This window comes from Oleiphilus sp. HI0086 (genome assembly GCF_001635225.1).
The window spans coordinates 1-985 of sequence record NZ_LWFZ01001375.1 but is presented as its reverse complement, the minus strand read 5'-3'; the positions used below and the strand labels follow the sequence as shown (position 1 = coordinate 985).

Annotated in this window: 1 protein-coding gene; it reads right to left on the bottom strand. The window is 44.6% G+C overall.

The genetic code is table 11. The features are described from left to right. Positions 1-985 (bottom strand): molecular chaperone HtpG (gene htpG / locus A3756_RS23600; RefSeq protein ID WP_156490729.1); only part of this gene is annotated, 985 nt, incomplete at both ends.

Below are 985 nucleotides of genomic sequence, written 5' to 3'. Positions count from 1 at the left end.
AGTGGACGCAAAACGTAATAAACCGGCAACTTTCTCTTTATTTCCAAAGTCTTCAGCCAAGCCTTCCTTGATTACCTGGCCAAACTCATCCCAGAAAGACTGATACTTTTCAGCATCGTTCTTCGCCATCTTGGTCAACATATCAAGAACACGCTTGGTCAAAGCAGTCTTCATACTTTCAACGGTCTTGTCACTCTGCAAGATTTCACGAGAGACGTTCAGCGAAAGATCGCGAGTATCAACAATACCTTTAACAAACCGTAGGTACAGAGGCAGGAACTGCTCAGCTTCATCCATGATGAAAACACGCTGAACGTACAACTTGAGCCCTTTCGGTACATCGCGGTTGTACATATCAAAAGGCGCTTTTGAAGGAATATACAATAAGCTTGTGTAGTCCAATTTACCTTCAACACGGTTATGAGACCAAGTTAGTGGCTCTTGGAAGTCATGAGAAATATGCTTATAGAAAGATTGATACTCTTCTTCTTTGATTTCAGACTTAGACAAAGACCAAAGCGCTGTGGCTTCGTTGACTGTCTCGTCTTTTGGCTCTTCTGGCTCTTTACCTTCTTCAGCAGGCATTGGCTCAGACTTCATCACAACCGGGAAGGCGATATGGTCAGAATACTTCTTAACCAGACTACGTAGCTTCCAGCCGTTAGCAAACTCAGCCTCTTCCTCTTTCAGGTGAAGCACAATCGAAGTACCACGCTCGGCACGCTCGATATTCTCTATGGTGAATTCACCTTCACCTTCGGAGCTCCAGTGAACACCTTCCGCTTTATCTGTACCCGCTTTACGCGTGAATACATCAACTTTCTTGGCAACAATAAATGCGGAATAGAACCCAACACCGAACTGACCAATCAACTGAGAATCTTGCTGGCTATCACCTGTTAGCTTAGACATAAACTCGGCAGTGCCTGACTTGGCAATCGTACCTAAGTGGTTAATGACATCATCACGATTCATACCGATACCG